Here is a 16,436-nt window from a genome sequence, read left to right as displayed (position 1 = left end):
ATCTGCGCATGAACCCTTCACCCAACCTGTTCCTCATCGGCCCGACCGGCGCCGGCAAGAGCTCGATCGGGCGACGACTTGCAGCTCATTATGACCTGAGCTTCGTCGATCTCGACCAGGAGATCGAGCGCCACTGCGGCGCGGACGTGAACCGGGTGTTCGAGATCGAGGGCGAGGCGGGTTTCCGCCAGCGCGAGAGCGCGCTCTTGGACGAATGCAGCCGCCGCGACGGCGTGCTGCTGGCCACCGGTGCCGGGGCAGTGCTGGCCGAAGCCAACCGCCGGCGGCTGCGCGAGCGCGGCTACGTGGTGTGGCTGCAGGCCAGCATCGAACAGCAACTGGAGCGGCTGGAGCGCGACCACCACCGCCCGCTGCTGGCGGTGGCCAACCGCCGCGAGCGGCTGCAGGCGATGGCGCAGGTGCGCGAACCGCTCTACCGTGAGCTCGCCGACCTTGCAGTACCCGGCGAACCCGACAGCCTCGCCGCCAGCGGCGAACGCTGCATCGCGCTGATCGACCGTCATTGGCAGCGCCCCGGCGCAGCACCCAGGCAGACCGCATGAACGACCCGGCACGCCAGACCGTCACCGTCGCCCTCGGCCAGCGCAGCTACCCGGTGTGGATCGGCGCCGGCCTGCTGCACGACCACGCACGCTGGCGCGCCATGCTGCGCGGGCACCACGCGCTGGTGGTCAGCAACACCACCGTGGCGCCGCTGTACCTGCCGCGCATCGAGGCGGGGCTGGACGGCCTGCGCTGGGCCAGCTTCCTGCTCGACGACGGCGAAGCGCACAAGAGTTTCGCCAACGTCGGCCGCGTGCTGGAAGCGCTGGGTGAACTCGGCGCCACCCGCGACGCCTGCGTGATCGCGCTGGGCGGCGGCGTGGTCGGCGACCTGGCCGGTTTCAGCGCGGCGTGCTGGATGCGCGGCATCGACTTCATCCAGATGCCCACCACCTTGCTGGCGATGGTCGATTCCTCGGTGGGCGGCAAGACCGGCGTGAACCTGCCGGTGGGCAAAAACCTCGCCGGCGCGTTCCACCAGCCGCGCGCGGTGGTCGCCGACATCGACACCCTGGCGACCCTGCCCGGGCGCGAATACCGCGCCGGCCTGGCCGAGGTGATCAAGGGCGCGGCGATCGGCGACGAGCCGTTCTTCGCCTGGCTGGAGCAACACGCCGCCGCGCTCGCCGCGCGCGAGCCCGCCACGGTGCAGGAAGCGATCGCGCGCAAGGTGGCCTACAAGGCCGGCGTGGTCGCGCGCGACGAAACCGAACAGGGCGAGCGCGCCCTGCTCAACCTCGGCCATACCTTCGGCCACGCCCTGGAAACCGCCGGCCACTACACCGCCCTGCTGCACGGCGAGGGCGTGGCCATCGGCATGCTGCTGGCGGCACGCCTGTCCGAGCGGCTCGGCATGAGCGCGCCGGCCGCCAGCGCCCGCCTGCAGCGCCTGCTGGAAGCCGTCGGGCTGCCGGTGGCGGTCCCGCCCGGGATGGATCCGCCGCAGTTGCTGGCGCTGATGCGGCTGGACAAGAAGAACACCGCCGGCACCTTGCGGCTGATCCTGTGGCGCGGCATCGGCCGGGCGGAAATCGTCGCCGGCGTGGCCGAGGCCGACGTGCTGGCCGTGCTGACCGAAGCCACCTCAGCACCGTAGGGCGGGCACCGCCCGCCGCATTCGGCCGAGGCATGGCGACGCATCGAGAAGCCGGCAGACAGTGTCCGCCCCGCAAACACCATCCGCCGCGCATGTGACGACGTGCCCACCCGTGCAACGGGTGCCACCGCGCAAATCCTATAAACTGTGGCGTCCGGCTACGCGCCCGTTCGTGCTGCACCCCTGGAACCCATGCGCCTCTACCTGCAAACCGTGCCCGGCAGTACCGACGCCCCCCGCTACGTCCAGATCACGCTGGAACAGGATCTGCTCGGCGGCTGGACGCTGTACCGCGAATCCGGCACCCAGGGCGGCCGCGCCAGCATGAAGCGCGAGCAGTTCCTGGAGCGCGACGAGGCCGTGGCCGCGTTCGAGAAAGCCCGCGATACGCAGCTCAAGCGCGGCTTCCGCCTGATGTTTGCCCAGGGCCTGGAAGGCCCGTATGGACGTTGAAATGCCTGTTCAAGAACTGAAGAACGATCGCTTCCTGCGCGCCCTGCGCCGCGAACCCACCGACACCACGCCGATCTGGGTGATGCGCCAGGCCGGCCGCTATCTGCCGGAGTACCGCGCCACCCGCGAGCGCGCGGGCAGCTTCATGGGCCTGGCGCAGCACCCCGAGTTCGCCTGCGAGGTGACCCTGCAGCCGCTGCAGCGCTTCGAGCTGGACGCGGCGATCCTGTTCTCCGACATCCTCACCATCCCCGACGCGATGGGCCTGGGCCTGTCGTTCGCCCACGGCGAGGGCCCGCAGTTCGCGCGCCCGGTGCGCAGCGCCGCCGACGTCGCCAGACTCGCCGTGCCCGACATGGACGGCGAGCTGCGCTACGTGATGGACGCGGTGCGCCTGATCCGCCGCGAGCTGCACGGCCGCGTGCCGCTGATCGGTTTCTCCGGCAGCCCGTGGACGCTGGCCTGCTACATGGTCGAGGGCGCCGGCTCGCGGGACTTCGCCACGCTGAAGGCGATGTGCTGGAACGAGCCGAAGCTCGCCCACCAGCTGCTCGACACGCTGGCGCAGTCCGTCGCCGCCTACCTGGTCGCCCAGGCCGAAGCCGGCGCGCAGGCGCTGATGATCTTCGACACCTGGGGCGGCCTGCTCGGCCCGGCGCCGTTCCGCGAGTTCTCGCTGCGCTATATGGCGCAGATCGTGGCCGCCCTGAAAGCCGATGCCCATGCGCGCGAACTGCCGGTGATCCTGTTCTCCAAGGGCGCCGGCATGCACCTGGCCGAAATGGCCGATTCGGGCTGCGCCGCGCTCGGCGTCGACTGGACGGTGGACCTCGCCGACGCGCGCCGCGCCGTCGCCGGCAAGGTGGCGCTGCAGGGCAACCTCGACCCCGCCGTGATGCGCGCCAGCCCCGAAGTGATCCGCCGTGGGGCCCGCGCCGTGCTCGACAGCTACGGCAACCACCCCGGCCACGTGTTCAACCTCGGCCACGGCGTCACGCCGGAAGTGGATCCGGAACACCTGAAGGTGCTGGTGGACGAAGTGCACGCGTACGGGCGCATCCTGCGCGGCAGTTGAGTAACGCGCGAAGGAGTGAACCGATGGGATGGCTCGTCACCAAGTACCTGGTCACCGCGGCCGTCGTCGTGCTCGTCTCCGAAGCCGCCAAGCGCAGTGATCGCCTCGGCGGCCTGATCGCCGCGTTGCCGCTGGTCACCGTGCTGGCCCTGATCTGGCTGTACGTCGAACGCCAGCCGCAGGAAAAAATCGCCAACCACGCCTGGTACACGTTCTGGTATGTGGTGCCGACGCTACCCATGTTCCTGGCCTTCCCCGTACTACTGCCGCGCCTCGGCTTCTGGCCGACCCTGCTCACCTGCGCGCTGATCACCGTAGCGTGCTTCTGGCTGTTTGCGCTGCTGGTGCGACGGTTCGGGATCGACTTGCTGTAACGCTCTTGTCCATTGCCCTGCCGGGGTGAACGGCGGCCGCTTGGGCCATCCGGCCTGCGCCCGTACAATGGCCGCTTTACACCATATGTGCGTGCCCTCTGCGGCGCGCCATCGCGAGTCCCCATGGACAAGAGTTTCGAACCCGCCCAGATCGAGTCGACGTGGTACGCGCGCTGGGAGGCCAGCGGTGCGTTCAGGCCGTCGGGCACGGGTGAACCGTACTGCATCCTGCTGCCGCCGCCGAACGTCACCGGCACGCTGCACATGGGGCATGCGTTCCAGCAGACGGTGATGGACATGCTGGTGCGCTATCACCGCATGCGCGGTTTCAACACGCTGTGGCAGGTCGGCACCGACCATGCCGGCATCGCCACCCAGAAGATCGTCGAGAACCAGCTGGCGGTCGAGGAGAAGACCCGACACGACCTGGGCCGCGATGCGTTCGTCGAACGCGTGTGGCAGTGGAAGGAGGAATCCGGCTCCACCATCACCCACCAGATGCGCCGCATCGGCGCCGCCGCCGACTGGTCGCGCGAGCGCTTCACCATGGACGAGGGACTTTCGGCTGCGGTGCGCAAGGTGTTCATCGACTGGTATCGCGCCGGGTTGATCTACCGCGGCAACCGGCTGGTGAACTGGGATCCGCTGCTGGGCACCGCCGTCTCCGATCTCGAAGTGAACAACGTCGAGCGCGACGGCCACATGTGGTCGATCCGCTACCCGGTGGTGGGCAGCGACGAGAGCGTGGTGGTCGCCACCACCCGCCCCGAGACCATGCTGGGCGACGTCGCCGTCGCCGTGCATCCGGAGGACGAGCGCTACGCGCACCTGGTCGGCAGGACGCTGAAGCTGCCGCTGACCGAGCGCGAGATTCCGGTGATCGCCGACGATTACGTGGACCGCGAGTTCGGCACCGGCTGCGTGAAGATCACCCCTGCGCACGACTTCAACGACTACGCGATCGGCCAGCGCCACCAGTTGCCGCCGATCACCATCTTCACGCTGGATGCGAAGGTCAACGACAACGCACCGGAAAAATACCGCGGCCTCGACCGCTACGACGCGCGCAAGGCCGTGCTGGCGGACCTGGAAGCGCTCGGCCTGCTGGTCGAGACCAAACCGCACAAGCTGCAGGTGCCGGTAAGCCAGCGCTCCGACGCGGTGATCGAGCCGATGCTCACCGACCAGTGGTTCGTCGACCTGACGTCGGACATCCAGCAGGATGGACGCCCCGGCGGCCGCAAGGCAATCACCGAGCCGGCGCTGGACGCGGTGCGCAACGGCGACATCAAGTTCGTGCCGGAGAACTGGAGCACCACCTACACGCAGTGGCTGGACAACATCCAGGACTGGTGCATCAGCCGCCAGCTGTGGTGGGGCCACCGCATTCCGGCGTGGTACGACGAGGCCGGCAACATCTTCGTGGGCGAGGACGAAGCCGACGCGCGCGCGCATGCCGACACCGCGCCGGTCGGCGCGCTGCGCCAGGACGAGGACGTGCTGGATACCTGGTTCAGCTCCGCGCTGTGGCCGTTCTCCACCATGGGCTGGCCGGCCGACGGCACGGTGAAGAACGAGCGCGGCGAAGTCGTGGCGAACTGGGCCAACGACCAGATCTTCCTGCCCAGCGCGGTGCTGGTCACCGGCTTCGACATCATCTTCTTCTGGGTCGCGCGGATGGTGATGGCGACCAGGTACTTCACCGGCCGCATCCCGTTCCGCGAGGTCTACATCAACGCGATCGTGCGCGATGCGGAAGGCCAGAAGATGTCCAAGTCCAAGGGCAACACGCTGGACCCGCTGGACCTGATCGACGGCATCGCGCTGGAGCCGTTGGTGGAGAAATCGACGAAGTCGCTGCTGATCCCGCAGGTGCGCGCCAAGGTCGAGAAGCGCATCCGCAAGGATTACCCCGGCGGCATTCCCGCGATCGGCACCGACGCGCTGCGCTTCACCTTCGCCGCGCTGGCCAGCTACAGCCGCACGATCAACTTCGACATCAAGCGCGCCGAAGGCTACAAGGCGTTCTGCAACAAGTTGTGGAACGCGGCACGCTTCGTGCTGATGAACGTTTCCCCTCTCCCTGCGGGAGAGGGTGGCGCGGATGCGCCGGGAGAGGGTACGGGCGGAGCGCGGCCTTCCGGCATCACCGCACCCTCGCCCCAACCCCTCTCCCGAGGGGAGAGGGGCTCAGCGCCGGTTACCGAAGCGGAGCGGTGGATTCTGACACGGCTGGCGCAGACGCTGACCGAGGTGGAAGAACATTTCCGCACGTACCGCTTCGACCACCTGGCGCAGGCGCTGTACGAGTTCGTGTGGAACGAGTATTGCGACTGGTTCCTGGAACTCTCCAAGCCCGCGCTGAACGGCGAAGACGCCGGCGCGGCAGCATCCACGCGGCACACGCTGCTGGTGGTGCTGGAAGCGGTGCTGCGCGCGCTGCACCCGGTGATTCCCTTCCTCACCGAGGAAGTCTGGCAGGAAGTGGCGAAAGTATTCGTGCGCTCCTCCATGAGCGCAAAGAACAGCCCGGCATCCCTGCCGGACTCTTCAACAAAGAGCATTCTCCAGTCCACGTATCCGCGCGGCACGGACTTCGCGCACGACGACGCAGCGACCGCCGAGATCGAATGGTTCAAGGCCGTGCTCTCGGGCATCCGCCGGATCCGCTCGGAGATGAACATCGCGCCGGGCAAGACCATCCCGCTGCTGCTTGCCGACGGCGACAGCGGCGATCACGCGCGCGTGGCGAAGTTCGCCGCGCAGATCGCCTTCCTCGCCCGCACCGAGGCACCGCAATGGATCGAAGCCGGCAGCGCCGAGCCCGCCGCGGCCGCGGCCGTGGTCGGCACGCTGCGCGTGCTGATTCCGCTGGCCGGCCTGATCGACCTTGATGCCGAAAAGGCGCGCTTGGCCAGGGAAATCGGCCGCATCGAGGTCGAGATCAAAAAGTGCGAGGGCAAGCTCGGCAACGCCAGCTTCGTCGCCAACGCACCGGCCGAAGTGGTGGCGCAGGAACGCCAGCGCATCGCCGACTGGAACGCCACGCTGGGCGCGCTGCGCGAGCAGGCGCAGAAGCTGGTCTGATGTTCGTGGCCCCGCCGCGCTGCGGCCGGGTCCTCAGGTGTCTTGGCCGACCTGCCCCGGCGAGAAGTCGCGCGTCTTGCGCACGGCCAGCTGGTTGCTGATGCCCAGCAACTCGTAATAGCCGTCCAGCGTGGCCAGCAGGCCGTCCACGCCGAGCTTGGGCGTCTCGGTCTTCACGCTTTCGATCTGCTTCTTCAGCCCCTCGGTCCGCCAGCGGCGACCGGTCCAGCGCAGCCACTTGCGCGTCAACCAGCCGGGACGCGGCACCGGGCCCAGCTTCGGCGGTACCCACAGGTAATCGTCGAAGATCATGATGCCGCCGACCTTCAGCAGCGGCCACGCCATGATGCCGTCGGCCAGCGCACCGAAGGCGGCATGCCAGCCGTCGACGTAAACGAGGTCGTAAGGCCCCTGGACTTGCCGCAGCGAATCGAAGCTCGGTCCGGGGAATTCGCTGATGCGCTCGCGCCAGGGCGCCGTGTTGGCGCGAAAACGCGCGTGGTAGTCGCCGTACACCGGGTCGGGCTGGAAGAAGTCCAGGCAGTCGATCGAACTGTCCGCGGCGGTCAGGATGTTCTCGCACAGCCAGGCGGTCGAGCGCCCCTCGAAACTGCCGATCTCCAGCGCGCGCAGGCCCGGTTTGCCGCGCAACGAAGCAAGCCACTGCTCCCAATGCGGAATGTTGTGGTGGAACCAGTCGGTCGAAAACTGCCCTTGCACTGAAGAGACTCCGGCATGGAATGCGGGCGGCATGCTAACACCCGTCACCATCGCGTTTGCATGGCGGGCCCGCTTGCAGCGCCTGCCGGGCGCAGCCGGCTAGGGAGTCCCGGGCTCCAGCACCATCACGATCGCGTCCTCGCGCCCGTGGCGTGCGGGGTAGTAGCGCGGCCGGCGGCCGATCTCGTGGAAACCCACCGATTCGTACAACGCCTTGGCCAGCGGATTCGACGGCCGCACCTCGAGGAAGACCCGCCCGGCACCATTCCAGCGCGCAATGTCCAGCAACCGGCCCAGCAGGTGCCGGCCCAGGCCGCGGCCGCGGTAATCCGGCCCGATGCACAGGTTCAGCACATGCGCTTCGCCCGCGCCTGTCGACAGAACGCCGTAGCCGGCGACCACGCCGTCCACGCACAGCACCCAGCACGGGTGTCCCGCCTTGAGGCAGTCGCCGAAGATGCCCGCCGACCACGGGAATTCGTAAGACAGGTTTTCCAATACGCTGACCGCTTCCAGATCCTCGGCCCGCATGCCGCGCACCTGGATCACCGGCTTGACCACCGCGGCCATGACCTTCAGCCGCCGGCCGCGGCCAGTGCGCGGCGCACGCTGCGCAACGCGTTCCACAGGCGCCGCTTGGCGCCGGCACTGGTCAGCACCAGCGCCGGCTCGTCGGCCAGCACGATCTGCGCCTGGCGTAGCGCCGCAGCCGGCAGCGCGCGGCCCAGCGCATGCGCCTGCGCTTCGCCGAACACCAGATAGGCGCGTGCCTCAGGCACGCCGGCGGCCAACTGGCCATCGCTGGCGGTAACCCGTGCAGCACGCGCCAGCGCGGCGCCGCAGGTAGCCAGCGCGCGACCGAGCAAGTCGAGTTCGCGCGCGCTGCAGCCCTGCGGCAACACCACCACGCAGGCCACGCCCGCCGCCGCGGCTGGCGCGTCCTGCCCAGCCCCCGCGACGGCAACCGCCGGCGCACTCCGCCGCTGCCACGGCGTCACACCCAGCGCACGCAGCACGCGGGCGCGATGCGCGGCGTCGGCGTGCTGGCGTGCGGCGGCGTTCATGTCGCGCCGCGCCGCACCCGGCGCCGATGCGTGGCCAGGCCCCAGATCGTCCACACCGGGCCGGACAACAGATAGACCGTGAAGCCGACGAACAACACGCGCGGCGTATCCAGGATCAGCAGCGCCAGCAGCAGCACCGCCGCCACCATCCACACGAACGGCACGCGCTGGCGGTCGCCCATCGGCAGCGACTTGAAGCTGAAATAGCGGAAGCGGCTGACCATCAGCAGGCCGACCACCACCGCCAGCACTGCCGTGACGAAACTGAAGTCGCTGCCGGCCAGGCCGAACTTGTCCACGCTCCACACGAACGACATGCACACCGCCGCCGCCGCCGGGCTGGCCAGCCCCTGGAAATAGCGTTTGTCGGCCACGCCCACCTGGGTGTTGAAGCGCGCCAGCCGCAGCGCGGCGCAGGCGGCGTAGATGAATGCGGCAGCCCAGCCCAGCTTGCCCCACAGCGGGCCGAAATCGCGCAGCGTCGACAGCGACCATGTGTACATCACCAGTGCCGGCGCCAAGCCGAAACTGACCAGGTCGGACAGCGAGTCGTACTGCACGCCGAACTCGGTCTGGGTGCCGGTCATGCGCGCCACGCGGCCATCCATGCCGTCCAGCAGCGCAGCGATGAACACCGCTACCGCGGCCTCGGTATAACGCCCGCCGATGCTGGCGATGATCGCGTAGAAACCGGCGAACATCGCCCCCGTGGTGAACAGGTTCGGCAACAGGTAAATACCCCGGTGACGGGGCGGGCGTACGGGCAGGGGCTCGCTCATGAATCAAGACCGTGACGGGATGCGCGCAGTGTAAACCATCGGCTGCTTGAGTCCGGCAGGCCGGAGTGATAACAAGGTGCACCGGCATTTCCCGCAAAATGGAGAACACCATGCATCGTTCGCTGCTTGCCGTGGCGCTGCTGCTGCTGGCCCCGCTGGCCGCCGCCCAGGTCTACAAGTGGACGGATGCGAGCGGCACCGTGCACTACTCCGAAGCGGCGCCGACGCAGGGCACGAAGTACGTGAAGATCACCACCACCGGCACGTCGGCACCGCTGGTCGCGCCAGCCCCCGCCGGGACGGCGCCCGGCAACGAAACCCCGGCCCAGCCCGCCAAGCCGGTGGCCGACACGCCGGAAAACCGCGGCAGGCTGTGCGAGGCGCTGAAGACCAACCTCGCCGCATTGCAGGCTGGCGGCCCGGTGGTAATGCAGCAGAACGGCAAATCCGTAGCGCTGGAAGGCGACCAGCGCAAGCAGCAGACCGCCTCGACCCAGGCGCAGTACGACCAGTACTGCAGGGGCTGACCGCTGCGGCCACACCGTCCGGCGAGGGTATCGGCGGGCCGCTACAATAAGCGTCTTCACCACGCCGGAACCGCCCGCATGCGCCTCAGCCAATTCCACCTGGCCACCGTCAAGGAAGTCCCCGCCGACGCCGAAATCGCCAGCCACCAGCTGATGCTGCGCGCTGGCATGATCCGCAAGCTCGCCTCCGGCCTGTACACCTGGAGCCCGCTGGGCCTGCGCGTGCTGCGCAAGGTGGAAAACATCGTGCGCGAGGAAATGGATCGCGCCGGCGCGATCGAAATGCTGATGCCTTCGGTGCAGCCGAGGGAATTGTGGGAAGAAACCGGCCGCTGGGAGAAATTCGGCGGCCAGCTGCTGAAAATCAAGGATCGCAAGGGCCAGGAATTCTGCTACGGCCCGACCCATGAGGAAGTGGTTACCGATTTCGCCCGCAACGAGCTGAAAAGCTACAAGCAGCTGCCGGTCAATTTCTACCAGATCCAGACCAAGTTCCGCGATGAGATCCGCCCGCGTTTCGGCGTGATGCGTGCGCGCGAATTCCTGATGAAGGACGCTTATTCGTTCCACCTGAGCCAGGACTCGCTGGCCGAAACCTACGCCGCGATGTACCAGGCTTACGTGCGCATTTTCACCCGCCTGGGGTTGACCTTCCGCGCGGTGCAGGCCGATACCGGCGCGATCGGCGGCAATGCCAGCCACGAATTCCAGGTGCTGGCCGATTCCGGCGAGGATGCCATCGCGTTTTCCGACGGCTCCGATTACGCCGCGAATCTCGAAAAGGCCGAGGCACTGGCGCCGACCACCGCACGTCCCGCCCCCGCCGCCGCCCTGCAGCGGGTCGACACGCCCACCCAGAAAACCATCGGCGACGTCGCCGGTTTCCTCAAGATCAGCCCGCAGCAATGCGTAAAGACCCTGCTGCTACGCGGCCGCGACGGCCTGGTCGCGCTGTGCCTGCGCGGCGACCACGAGGTCAACGAGGTCAAGGCCGGCAAGCTGGCCGAACTGCCGGGCGAGTCGGTGCTCGCCAGCGAGGAGGAAATCCTCGCCGCCACCGGCACGCGCCCCGGTTTCATCGGCCCGGTCGGCCTGCCGGCGTCGATCCCGCTGATCGTCGACCGCGACGCTGCCGTGCTGACCGACTTCGTCTGCGGCGGCAATGCCGACCGTACGCACTTCACCGGCGCAAACTGGGAGCGCGATGCGCGCATCACCCGCGTCGCCGACCTGCGCAACGTGGTCGAGGGCGACCTGTCGCCCGACGGCCAGGGCGTGCTGCACCTCGCCCGCGGCATCGAGGTCGGCCACGTGTTCCAGCTGGGCACCAAGTACGCCGAGGCGCTCGGCGCCACCGTGGTGGACGAAACCGGCAAGCCGCAGGTGATGACCATGGGCTGCTACGGCATCGGCGTCAGCCGCATCGTCGCCGCCGCCATCGAGCAGCGCCACGACGACGCCGGCATCCTCTGGCCCGAAGCGATGGCGCCGTGGCAGGTGGCGGTGTGCGTGATCAACCCGAAGAACTCGCCGGCCGTCAGCGCAGCGGCCGAGGCGCTGTACCAGACGCTGGGCCAGCGCGGCATCGAGGCGGTGCTGGACGACCGCGGCGTGCGTGCCGGCAGCATGTTCGCCGACATAGAGCTGATCGGCATTCCGCACCGCGTGGTGGTCAGCGAGCGCGGGCTCGCCGCGGGCACGCTGGAATATCGCGCGCGCGGAGACGCCGAAAGCCGCTCGCTGAACGAGGAGCAATTGTTCGCCCTGCTCGGCTGAGCCAGCCGGATTCGCATTAGCCAAAGCGGCCGCCCAGTGCGGCCGTTTTTATATTGCCGCGATGAAACCACCGGACGAACTAACTCGCGACCATCCGCACATTAATCGCCCTTAATGTGAAGCTATCGTCCACGTGTGGTGTTGCGCTTTACAACAATTCTGCAAATCAGCGAGAATGCCCACTGCAACAATTTCCAGTGCGTCGGGCTTTGTTCCCGATAATGGCCAAACCATCGCCAGACCGCTTAATACCGATACTTACCGGGAGTCAATCATGGCCGTCGACATCAAGAACCTGAATCACAACCAGCTCACCGACCTGATCAGCAAGGCCCAGCTACGCCAGAATGAATTGCGCAAGGAAAAAGTCGTCAAGCTGCGCGAGAAAGTGCATGCGCTGATCAAGGCCGAGGGTTATGCCTTCGAGGACATCTTCGGCGGCGCGCGCGGCAAGGCCAAACGCAGCACCGGAACGGTTCCGCCGAAATACCGCAACCCGGCCAACCCCGCGCAGACCTGGTCCGGCCGCGGCAAGCGCCCGCACTGGTTCAACGACGCGCTGAAGGCCGGCAAGAAGGAAAAGGATCTGGCGGTCTGATTGCTGCCGTCCGAATAAAAGCGCCGCCTCGCGCCGGCGTTTTTTTGTTCGGCTCCCGCAAGCATAGCCGGCATTATTTTGTAGGAGCGCACCCTGTGCGCGATGCCTTTCGTCACGTGACGGAGAGCATCGCGCACAGGGTGCGCTCCTACAACGACCTGCGCGGCGATACCAGCAGATCGCCGAACATCAGCCCGGCAACCAGCGACACCAGCAGGGTCACCAGCAGCAGGCCGGTGTCCACGCTCGGCGTGGTATCGCGTTCGAGCAGCAGCGATACGCTGCGGAAGCCCACGCTGCCCGGCACCAGCAGCAGGATGCCCGGCTCGCGGACGACCGCGCCTGGGCGATGCGCAAAGCGCGCGTACACGTTCGCCAGCGCGCCCAGCAGCAGCCCGCCCAGGAACACCCCCACCGGCGCGCCCGGCAGCGAGCCGGAGATCGCCCCGCCCCAGCGCGTGGCCAGGTAGCCGAGCACCACCGCCACGATCACCACCGGCCAGTCGCGCCGCGCCGCGCGGAACAGGATGGCGAACGCGACCGCCGCGACCAGCAGCGCCGGATAGTCGGTCCATGCCGGCAGCGCCGGCAGTGCGAAGTCGCGCGCGGTGATGCCCACGGCGGCGCACAGCTGGGTCGCCGCGATGGTGCCGAAGGTGAGCTTGAGCAGGGTCGACATGGCGCCGCCCATGCGCGCCGTGCCGGAAACCAGGTGCCCGCTGGAGATCTCGCGCACGGCGTTGGTCAGCGACATGCCCGGCACCAGGATGATCAGGCTGGCCAGCACTACCGACTTGATCGCCAGCGGCACCACGAACGCGCTCACCACGATCGCCACCGTGGTGGCTACCAGCGCGCAGATCGCATCGCTGGCCACCGCCAGTCGCGGCCGGCTGCCGGCGAGCAGGGTGATCCAGCCGATGCCGGCGCCGATCGCGCCGGCCACCACCAGGTCCACCCAGGCGCTGTGCAGGAACAACGCCGCGATGCTGGCCGCGGACAGCCCGTAGCTGGCGATCGAGCCGATCTTCTCGCGCCGCGTGTCGGGCCGGCCCAGCTCGCGCAAGCGGCGGAAACCCTCGCGCAGGCCCAGTTCGCCGGCGATTGCGCGATCGGCGATGTCGTCGGCCTGGCACAACCGCTCCAGATTCACCTCGCCCGGCGCCAGCCGCATCACCTGGGTGGTCTGCGCCACGCCTTCCTCGCCCTGGGCGAGGTCGGCGAACGAGATGATGATCGCGGTGGGGCTGGACCACACGTCGGCCGACATCCCCAGCCGCTGCGCCGCACCGGCAATGGCCATTTCCAGCCGCGGCGCCGAGGTGCCGTACTGGTGCAGCCGCCGCGCCAGCTCCAGCACGAAAGCGATGCGCGTGGTCAGCGCCGTGGTGGCGAACTGCTGGCGGTCGATGGCCTCGCCGGCGCTCATGCGGCGGCGCGCACCTTGAGCGTGGTGCCGTCGACTGCGACCACCTCCACCGTGGTGCCGCGCGGCAGGTCCGGCCCGCTGACCAGCCACTGGCCGTCGCCCACGCGCGCCTTGCCGCGGCCATTGACGATCGGTTCGATCAGCTCGTAGCGCTGCCCGATCATCTGCTCGGCACGACGGTTCAGCCGCTCGTCACCGGCCGCGCGCCGCTCCAGCCGCGGCCGCAGCCAGCGCGCGTAGCCCACGCAGGAGGCGAACGCGAGCAGCCCGAACAGCACCGCCTGCGCCAGCGCGCCCAAGGCGGGGTCTAGCCACAGCACCACGCCCATCGCCGCCGCGGCCAGGCCGATCCACAGCAGGAAATAGCCCGGCAGCAACAGCTCGCCGGCGATCAGCAGCAGGGCCAGGATCCACCACAGGTAATGCGTCGAAAGCTCCCCCATGGCGGCGCCCTCAGCGCAGCGGCGGCTGGACGGCCGCGGCCTTCTGCTGCTGGCCGAGCGATTCCTTCGCCAGCTCGCCAATGCCGGCCAGCGCGCCGATCACGCCGGTGGCCTCGATCGGCAGCAGCAGCATCTTCTGGTTCGGCGAGGCAGCCATCGCCTTCAGCGCCTCGACGTAGTTATTGGCGACGAAGTAGTTCAGCGCGTTGACGTTGCCGTTGGCGATCGAGTCGGACACCATCGTGGTCGCTTTCGCCTCGGCCTCGGCCGAACGCTCGCGCGCCTCGGCAGCGCGGAACGCGGCTTCCTTCTCGCCCTCGGCGGCCAGGATCACCGACTGCTTCTCGCCCTCGGCCTTGAGGATCGCCGCCTGGCGGAAGCCCTCGGCGTCGAGGATATTGGCGCGCTTCTCGCGCTCGGCCTTCATCTGCCGCGCCATCGCATCGACCAGGTCGCGCGGCGGCGAGATGTCCTTGATCTCTATGCGGTTGACCTTGACGCCCCACGGGTGGGTCGCCTCGTCCACCACGCTGAGCAGCTTGGCGTTGATCGCGTCGCGCTGGCTCAAGGATTCATCCAGGTCCATCGAACCGAGCACGGTGCGAATGTTGGTCATGATCAGCGCCAGCGCAGCGCCTTCCAGGTTGGCCACCTCATAGGCCGCCTTGGCCGCGTCCAGCACCTGGTAGAACACCACGCCGTCGACGCGCACCACCGCGTTGTCCTTGGTGATCACGTCCTGGCTGGGCACGTCCAGCACCTGCTCCATCATGTTCATCTTGCGCCCCACCGCCTGATAGATCGGGACCAGGAAATGCAGCCCGGGGCTGAGCGTGCGGGTGTACTTGCCGAATGTCTCCACCGTCCACTCGAAGCCCTGCGGCACGATGCGCACCAGCTTGGCCACGCCGATGACGACGACGGCCACGATGACCAACGCGAGAAGCTGTCCCATTGCCTACCCCCATTCCTTGAAGAAGGTTCGAGTATAGGCGAGCCGACGGCTAGCGCGGCTGCGGCAGGCGCAGGCTTACCCGCAGGCCGCCGCCCTCGCGGTTGGCCAGCAGTACGCGGCCGCCGTGCGCCTCGGTGATCTCGCGCGCCAGCGCCAGGCCCAGGCCGGTGCCGGAACGCTTGGTCGAATAGAACGGCAACAGCGCCTGCGCCAGCACCGTCTCGCTCATGCCGGGGCCGCGGTCGGCCACCTCGATGCGCAGCTCGCTGCCGACCTCCACGATCGACAGCGTGACCTCGTCGGCCGGCCCGCCCGACTCGTGCGCGTTCTTGATCAGGTTGATCAGCACCTGCTCGATCTGCACCGCATCGAAATGCCCCGGCCGCAGCGGTACCGGCGTCGCCAGGCAGTACTGGCAATGCAGCGCCAGCCCGTCGAGGAACGGCTTCCACGCGACGTCCGCCGGCTGCGGCGTGGGCAGCTTGGCGAAGCTGGCGTAGCCGGCGATGAAGCGGTGCAGGTGCAGCGCGCGCTCGCCGATGGTGGCGAACACGCCGGGCAAGCGCTCCAGCTGGCCGCGGCGCGCCAGCTCGGCACCGGAATGCGCCAACGAGGTGATCGGCGCCAGCGAGTTGTTGAGCTCGTGGCTGATCACCCGGATCACCCGCTTCCAGGTCGCCACCTCCTGCCGCGATAGCTCGCGCGTCATGCGCCGGAACAGGTGCAGCCGGTGCGGTCGGCCCTGCAGCCGGAACGCCTGCTGCGACAGGTGGAAGGTTTCCTCGCTGCCATCCATCTCCACGCTGAGCAGGGCATCCTCGCCGCTTTCCACCGCCTTGCGCAACGCCTCGGGCGCTTCGGCCAGCAGCTCGGCGAAATCCAGCCCGACCAGGCTGCGGCCTTCGTTGAACAGGTGCCGCGAGGCGATGTTCGCGTAGGCCACCTTGCCGATCGCATCGGTCAGCACCAGCGCCACCGGGGTGTTCTGCACCACCGTGTCGAGCAGCAGCTCGCGCTGCACCAGGTGCTGGCGCTGCTCGCGCAGGGTCTGGCCCAGCGCGTTGTGCATGCGGATCAGCTCGCCCAGCTCGTCGCGCCGGTGGATCGCGATCGAGAAGCTGAAATCGCCGTCGCGGTAACTGGCCACCGCGCCCTCCAGCGCGCGCAGCAGCCGACTCACCGGCGCCATCACCCGGCCGGCCAGCCAGAACGCCAGCGGCAGCAGCACCACCACGCTGGCCAGCAGGCCGCCGTAGACGCCCAGCTGCATCGGCGCGCGGATCGACAGCGCCAGGTCCCTGCGCAGCCACACCAACAATTGCGGCAGCGGCCACTGGGTGACGCCGGCGTAGACCAGCGCGCCGGCCAGGCCGGCCACCGCCAGCAGCAGGGTCAGGCGTCCCTGCAGCGAATTCAGGCGACGCCACATCGGCTGTTCTCCTCGAGCGGGGAAGGCCGGCCCGGGGGCACCCCTCGTCCGCCGAAGGCATCGCGCG

Annotated in this window: 17 protein-coding genes; 9 read left to right on the top strand and 8 right to left on the bottom strand. The window is 68.5% G+C overall.

Annotated features, from left to right (window positions below; translation table 11 throughout):
• The first annotated feature begins 8 nt into the window (after positions 1-8).
• The 6 genes from AC3WTD_RS04715 to AC3WTD_RS04690 all read left to right on the top strand — a co-directional run bounded on the left by AC3WTD_RS04715 (position 9) and on the right by AC3WTD_RS04690 (position 6,649).
• Entirely contained in the window at positions 9-563 is a 555-nt protein-coding gene (locus AC3WTD_RS04715; RefSeq protein ID WP_235642553.1) for a shikimate kinase, read from the top strand.
• The gene (gene aroB, locus AC3WTD_RS04710) at positions 560-1,660 is read left to right on the top strand and encodes a 3-dehydroquinate synthase (RefSeq protein ID WP_492613058.1); all 1,101 of its coding nucleotides are present in this window, start codon (positions 560-562) and stop codon (positions 1,658-1,660) included. Before AC3WTD_RS04715 ends, aroB begins: the two co-directional genes overlap by 4 nt.
• A 192-nt stretch (positions 1,661-1,852) precedes the next feature.
• On the top strand, positions 1,853-2,113 hold the full coding sequence (locus AC3WTD_RS04705; RefSeq protein WP_027493755.1) for a WGR domain-containing protein: 261 nt from the start codon (positions 1,853-1,855) through the stop codon (positions 2,111-2,113).
• A gap of 1 nt (position 2,114) precedes the next feature.
• Positions 2,115-3,188, top strand: a complete 1,074-nt coding sequence (hemE, locus tag AC3WTD_RS04700) for a uroporphyrinogen decarboxylase (protein WP_492613057.1) — start codon at positions 2,115-2,117, stop codon at positions 3,186-3,188.
• A 23-nt stretch (positions 3,189-3,211) separates the two neighbouring features.
• Positions 3,212-3,562 carry a DUF3147 family protein gene (locus tag AC3WTD_RS04695; RefSeq protein WP_027493757.1) on the top strand — a complete coding sequence of 117 codons (351 nt, stop codon included), beginning with the start codon at positions 3,212-3,214 and terminating at the stop codon, positions 3,560-3,562.
• 123 nt (positions 3,563-3,685) lie between these two features.
• The gene (locus AC3WTD_RS04690; RefSeq protein ID WP_492613056.1) at positions 3,686-6,649 is read left to right on the top strand and encodes a valine--tRNA ligase; all 2,964 of its coding nucleotides are present in this window, start codon (positions 3,686-3,688) and stop codon (positions 6,647-6,649) included.
• Between the two features lie 33 nt (positions 6,650-6,682).
• On the opposite strand, the gene AC3WTD_RS04685 is transcribed toward AC3WTD_RS04690, so the two are convergent.
• From AC3WTD_RS04685 to AC3WTD_RS04670, 4 genes are all read right to left on the bottom strand, one after another.
• Positions 6,683-7,369, bottom strand: a complete 687-nt coding sequence (locus AC3WTD_RS04685; protein WP_492613055.1) for a class I SAM-dependent methyltransferase — start codon at positions 7,367-7,369, stop codon at positions 6,683-6,685.
• Between the two features lie 99 nt (positions 7,370-7,468).
• Positions 7,469-7,939, bottom strand: a complete 471-nt coding sequence (rimI, locus tag AC3WTD_RS04680; RefSeq protein WP_027493760.1) for a ribosomal protein S18-alanine N-acetyltransferase — start codon at positions 7,937-7,939, stop codon at positions 7,469-7,471.
• A gap of 5 nt (positions 7,940-7,944) precedes the next feature.
• Entirely contained in the window at positions 7,945-8,433 is a 489-nt protein-coding gene (locus tag AC3WTD_RS04675) for a hypothetical protein (RefSeq protein WP_027493761.1), read from the bottom strand.
• Positions 8,430-9,212: a CDP-alcohol phosphatidyltransferase family protein gene (locus AC3WTD_RS04670; protein ID WP_235642550.1), complete on the bottom strand. Its 783-nt coding sequence runs from the start codon at positions 9,210-9,212 to the stop codon at positions 8,430-8,432. Before AC3WTD_RS04670 ends, AC3WTD_RS04675 begins: the two co-directional genes overlap by 4 nt.
• A gap of 110 nt (positions 9,213-9,322) precedes the next feature.
• On the opposite strand from AC3WTD_RS04670, the gene AC3WTD_RS04665 reads away from it, so the two are divergent.
• The 3 genes from AC3WTD_RS04665 to AC3WTD_RS04655 all read left to right on the top strand — a co-directional run bounded on the left by AC3WTD_RS04665 (position 9,323) and on the right by AC3WTD_RS04655 (position 12,113).
• A complete protein-coding gene (locus tag AC3WTD_RS04665; RefSeq protein WP_492613054.1) occupies positions 9,323-9,739 on the top strand; it encodes a DUF4124 domain-containing protein in 417 nt (138 codons plus the stop codon).
• Between the two features lie 78 nt (positions 9,740-9,817).
• Positions 9,818-11,515 carry a proline--tRNA ligase gene (locus tag AC3WTD_RS04660; RefSeq protein ID WP_492613053.1) on the top strand — a complete coding sequence of 566 codons (1,698 nt, stop codon included), beginning with the start codon at positions 9,818-9,820 and terminating at the stop codon, positions 11,513-11,515.
• A 274-nt stretch (positions 11,516-11,789) separates the two neighbouring features.
• Positions 11,790-12,113 carry an H-NS histone family protein gene (locus tag AC3WTD_RS04655; protein WP_027493765.1) on the top strand — a complete coding sequence of 108 codons (324 nt, stop codon included), beginning with the start codon at positions 11,790-11,792 and terminating at the stop codon, positions 12,111-12,113.
• Positions 12,114-12,261: 148 nt separating this feature from the next.
• Here the strand turns inward: AC3WTD_RS04655 and AC3WTD_RS04650 are convergent, their stop codons facing one another.
• From AC3WTD_RS04650 to AC3WTD_RS04635, 4 genes are read right to left on the bottom strand one after another with little or no spacing between them, the layout of a single operon-like run.
• On the bottom strand, positions 12,262-13,542 hold the full coding sequence (locus AC3WTD_RS04650; protein WP_492613052.1) for a threonine/serine exporter family protein: 1,281 nt from the start codon (positions 13,540-13,542) through the stop codon (positions 12,262-12,264).
• On the bottom strand, positions 13,539-13,985 hold the full coding sequence (locus AC3WTD_RS04645) for an NfeD family protein (protein ID WP_492613051.1): 447 nt from the start codon (positions 13,983-13,985) through the stop codon (positions 13,539-13,541). Before AC3WTD_RS04645 ends, AC3WTD_RS04650 begins: the two co-directional genes overlap by 4 nt.
• A 10-nt stretch (positions 13,986-13,995) precedes the next feature.
• Positions 13,996-14,940 carry an SPFH domain-containing protein gene (locus AC3WTD_RS04640; protein ID WP_369491113.1) on the bottom strand — a complete coding sequence of 315 codons (945 nt, stop codon included), beginning with the start codon at positions 14,938-14,940 and terminating at the stop codon, positions 13,996-13,998.
• Positions 14,941-14,989: 49 nt separating this feature from the next.
• Entirely contained in the window at positions 14,990-16,369 is a 1,380-nt protein-coding gene (locus AC3WTD_RS04635) for a sensor histidine kinase (protein WP_492613050.1), read from the bottom strand.
• Positions 16,370-16,436: the final 67 nt, after the last annotated feature.

This window comes from Rhodanobacter sp. FW106-PBR-R2A-1-15 (assembly GCF_058789735.1).
The sequence above is the reverse complement of the archived record's forward strand: the minus strand, read 5'-3'. Positions and strand labels throughout refer to the sequence as shown.

Excerpts from the sequence above, each read along its gene's own strand:
- rimI (WP_027493760.1), bottom strand. The coding sequence starts at position 7,939 with ATGGCCGCGGTGGTCAAGCCGGTGATCCAGGTGCGCGGCATGCGGGCC.
- AC3WTD_RS04695 (WP_027493757.1), top strand. The coding sequence starts at position 3,212 with ATGGGATGGCTCGTCACCAAGTACCTGGTCACCGCGGCCGTCGTCGTG.
- AC3WTD_RS04715 (WP_235642553.1), top strand. The coding sequence starts at position 9 with ATGAACCCTTCACCCAACCTGTTCCTCATCGGCCCGACCGGCGCCGGC.
- AC3WTD_RS04645 (WP_492613051.1), bottom strand. The coding sequence starts at position 13,985 with ATGGGGGAGCTTTCGACGCATTACCTGTGGTGGATCCTGGCCCTGCTG.
- hemE (WP_492613057.1), top strand. The coding sequence starts at position 2,115 with ATGCCTGTTCAAGAACTGAAGAACGATCGCTTCCTGCGCGCCCTGCGC.
- AC3WTD_RS04690 (WP_492613056.1), top strand. The coding sequence starts at position 3,686 with ATGGACAAGAGTTTCGAACCCGCCCAGATCGAGTCGACGTGGTACGCG.
- AC3WTD_RS04640 (WP_369491113.1), bottom strand. The coding sequence starts at position 14,940 with ATGGGACAGCTTCTCGCGTTGGTCATCGTGGCCGTCGTCGTCATCGGC.
- AC3WTD_RS04665 (WP_492613054.1), top strand. The coding sequence starts at position 9,323 with ATGCATCGTTCGCTGCTTGCCGTGGCGCTGCTGCTGCTGGCCCCGCTG.
- AC3WTD_RS04635 (WP_492613050.1), bottom strand. The coding sequence starts at position 16,369 with ATGTGGCGTCGCCTGAATTCGCTGCAGGGACGCCTGACCCTGCTGCTG.
- AC3WTD_RS04650 (WP_492613052.1), bottom strand. The coding sequence starts at position 13,542 with ATGAGCGCCGGCGAGGCCATCGACCGCCAGCAGTTCGCCACCACGGCG.
- AC3WTD_RS04705 (WP_027493755.1), top strand. The coding sequence starts at position 1,853 with ATGCGCCTCTACCTGCAAACCGTGCCCGGCAGTACCGACGCCCCCCGC.
- AC3WTD_RS04655 (WP_027493765.1), top strand. The coding sequence starts at position 11,790 with ATGGCCGTCGACATCAAGAACCTGAATCACAACCAGCTCACCGACCTG.
- AC3WTD_RS04675 (WP_027493761.1), bottom strand. The coding sequence starts at position 8,433 with ATGAACGCCGCCGCACGCCAGCACGCCGACGCCGCGCATCGCGCCCGC.
- AC3WTD_RS04660 (WP_492613053.1), top strand. The coding sequence starts at position 9,818 with ATGCGCCTCAGCCAATTCCACCTGGCCACCGTCAAGGAAGTCCCCGCC.
- aroB (WP_492613058.1), top strand. The coding sequence starts at position 560 with ATGAACGACCCGGCACGCCAGACCGTCACCGTCGCCCTCGGCCAGCGC.
- AC3WTD_RS04670 (WP_235642550.1), bottom strand. The coding sequence starts at position 9,212 with ATGAGCGAGCCCCTGCCCGTACGCCCGCCCCGTCACCGGGGTATTTAC.